Source organism: Rhodopseudomonas sp. BR0C11 (genome assembly GCF_010820945.1).
GTDB classification, from domain to species: domain Bacteria; phylum Pseudomonadota; class Alphaproteobacteria; order Rhizobiales; family Xanthobacteraceae; genus Rhodopseudomonas; species Rhodopseudomonas palustris_H.
Map to the genome: position 1 here is coordinate 1 of NZ_QTKI01000497.1, position 3,144 is coordinate 3,144.

3 protein-coding genes are annotated in these 3,144 nt (G+C 67.0%); all 3 read right to left on the reverse strand.

Features of this window, described 5'->3' with window-relative positions; genetic code table 11:
- Positions 1–355: alternative ribosome rescue aminoacyl-tRNA hydrolase ArfB (arfB, locus tag DYI24_RS24050; protein WP_164574113.1), on the reverse strand; the 355-nt coding region annotated here is incomplete at its 3' end.
- A 150-nt stretch (positions 356–505) separates the two neighbouring features.
- The gene (locus DYI24_RS24055; RefSeq protein ID WP_349627814.1) at positions 506–1,888 is read right to left on the reverse strand and encodes a M16 family metallopeptidase; all 1,383 of its coding nucleotides are present in this window, start codon (positions 1,886–1,888) and stop codon (positions 506–508) included.
- A gap of 44 nt (positions 1,889–1,932) precedes the next feature.
- Positions 1,933–3,144: M16 family metallopeptidase (locus DYI24_RS24060; RefSeq protein ID WP_164574115.1), on the reverse strand; the 1,212-nt coding region annotated here is incomplete at its 5' end.

A 3,144-nucleotide genomic window follows, 5' to 3' on the forward strand; every position in this document is an offset into this window, starting at 1 on the left:
GGGGGCGGTTCTTCGAGCCGGGCGTCGGCCGGGTGGCGCGGCGTGGGATCGGGCGGACCAGGGAAGCCTTCAACAATTCTTCGAGCCGCTCCAGCGCATCGGCGCGGTTGCGCTCCTGGGTGCGGAACCGGTCGGCGCGGATGACGATGACGCCGTCCTTGGTCATGCGCTGGCCTGCGAGCCCGACCAGCCGCGCAGCGGCATCTTCCGGCAAGGCGATCCTGGCGGTGTCGAACCGGAGCTGCGCCGCGGTCGACAGCTTGTTGACGTTCTGCCCGCCCGGCCCAGAGGCGCGGATGAAGCTGATCTCGATGTCGTCGTCCTCGATCACGAGGGTGCGGCTGATCCGCAGCATGGGGCACCAAAGCAGTTGATGCCGCGCGGACCGCACGGCGGCCTGCTGTTTAGCACGGTCGAGCCGCTTGCGCCCCCTCTCCCCGCCGGCGGGGAGAGGTTCAGTCGTGCTCGGGGAGAGGTCGCGGCGAATGCGAGTCTGAGCGTGGTGCTAATTCGCCCGCGGCGCGGGCGGAGCGCCGGCGGGTTTGACGGCCGGTTGGGCTGCGGCCTGGGGCTGGCGGCCGACCACGACGGTGAGCAGACCGTTCGACCACAGCCGCTGCGCGACGCGCTTGGCATCTGCCAGCGTCACCGCGTTGACCACCTCGCTGCGCTTGTCGATGTAATCGATCGGCAGGCCGTCGTTCTGATACTGCAGCAGCGCCTGCGCCAGCTTGGCCGAGGTGTCGAGCGACAGCATCTGCGAGCCGTTGATGTAGGATTTCGCCTCGGCAAGTTCCTGCTCGCTCGGCCCCTGCTCGCCGATCCGCTTCACCTCGGTGGTGATGGCATCGATCGTCTCGGTGGCGCGGTCGGCGCGGGTGCCGGTCGAACCGATGAACAGCGCCGAATGCTGCATCCACAGCAATTGCTCGTAGATCGAATAGGCGAGCCCGCGCTTCTCGCGCACTTCGCGGTACAGCCGCGACGACAGCGAACCGCCGCCGAGGATGTGATTGACCACATAGGCGGCCATGAAATCCGGATCGTCGCGCTTGATGCCAGGCCCGCCGAACATCACCACCGTCTGCGGCACGTCGAGCGTGACGTTGGTCCGCTGCGGCGGCTTGGCGGCGACGACGTCCGGCACCGGCGTCAGCTGCGCCTTGGCCGGCAGGCTGCCGAACGTGTCGTCGATCAGCTTGGCCAGCGTGGCGGCATCGACGTCGCCGACCACCGCGATCTTCAGCGTGTCCTTCGCCAGCACTCGGCCGACATAGCCCTTCATGTCCTCGATCGTGACCTTGGGCAGGCTTTCCGGCGTGCCGGTCGAAGGCCGGCCATAGGGGTGATCGCCGAACGCCACTTCGAGAAACTTGCGGCTGGCGAGGTTGTTCGGATCGAGCGCCTGGCGGCGCAGCGTCGACAACAGCTGCGCGCGAATCCGCTCGACGTCCTTCGGCTCGAACCGCGCCTGGGTCATCGAGGTGTGCAACAGACCGAACGCTTCGTTGCGGTCGTCCTTCAGCATCCGCAGCGAGCCGCGGAAATAATCGCGGGTCACCGAGTAGGACAGTTGGATGGCGCGGCGATCCAGCCGCTCATGGAACGTCGCCGAGTCCATGTCGCCAGAGCCTTCGTCGAGCAGGTTGGCGACCATGTGGCCGACGCCCGGCTTGTCGGCCGGATCCTGGCTGGCGCCGCCATCGAACGAGTACTCCATCGAGATCAGCGGCACGGTGGCGTCCTGCACGAACCACGCGACCAGACCGCCGGGAGTCACCAGCCGCTGGATCTTGGCGGCCGCATGAGACGGCACCGCGGACAAAGCGACGACAAGCCCGACGCAGGCGGCGAGCGCGAATTGCTTGGCAAAGCCGGCGCGGGTCACGACGAGAGCAGCGGTCAGGCGCCGCGCGGACAACAGATCGATGCTCACGAGCGCTTCTCCTCCTGCTTGGCGGCGGGTCCGGTGACCAGATAGCCGGTCGCCGAGCGATTGCGGTCGAGCCACTGCTTGGCGGCGGCGCGAACGTCGTCGGAGGTGACGGCACGGATGCGGTCGGGCCAGCTCTGGACGTCCTGGACGCTGAGGCCGGTGGTCAGCGCCTGACCGTACCAGCGCGCCAGCGTCGCCTGATTGTCCTGCGCATAGACCGCGGCGGCGATCAGCTGGGTCTTGACGCGCTCCAGGTCCTCGGAGCGAACCGGATTGGCGACGACATCGGCGATCACCTCGTCGATCTTCTTCTCGATCGCCGCAAAATCGACACCTGGCTTCGGCGTGCCGGCGACGATGAAGTAGCTGTCGTCGAGCGCATTGCCCTGGTAGTTAGCCCCCACCGTGATCGCCAGCGGATTGTCGATCACCAGTGCGCGGTACAGATACGAATTGCTGCCGTGGCCGAGCAGTTGCGCCAGCACTTCCAGCGCGGCGCTGTCGCCCTTGGCGCCGGTGTGGGCCGATGGCACCAAATAATAGCGCCGCACCGCCGGCTGCTCGACGCGCGGATCAGCGAGCGTCACCGTGCGCGGCCCCGCCGGTGTCGGCTCCTGCGGACGGATGCGCTGCGGCGGGATCGCCGGCTGCGCCGGGATCGCCCCATAGATCCGCTCGGCCAGCGGGCGAACCTCATCGGCCTCGATGTCGCCGGCGATCACCAGCGTGGCGTTGTTGGGCGCGTAGAACCGGCGATAGAACGCCAGGGCATCCTCGCGATCGAGCTTGGCGATCTCCTGATGCCAGCCGATCACCGGGCGGCCGTAGGGATGGTTGAGATACAGCGCCGCCATGATCTGCTCGGTGAGCCGCGCATCCGGATCGTTGGCGACCCGCATGTTGTACTCTTCGAGCACGACGTCGCGCTCCGGCAGCACGTTCTCGTCCTTCAGCACCAGGCCGGTCATGCGGTCGGCCTCGAACGCCATCATCTGTTCGAGGTGGGACTTCGGCACGCGCTGGAAATAGCCGGTGAAGTCGTAGGAAGTGAACGCATTCTCGTTGCCGCCGATCTTCAGCACGGTCTGCGAGAACTCGCCGGCCGGATGCTTCTCGGTGCCCTTGAACATCAGATGTTCGAGGAAATGCGCCAATCCCGATTTGCCGGGCGTCTCATCGGCGGAGCCGACCTTGTACCAGATCATCTG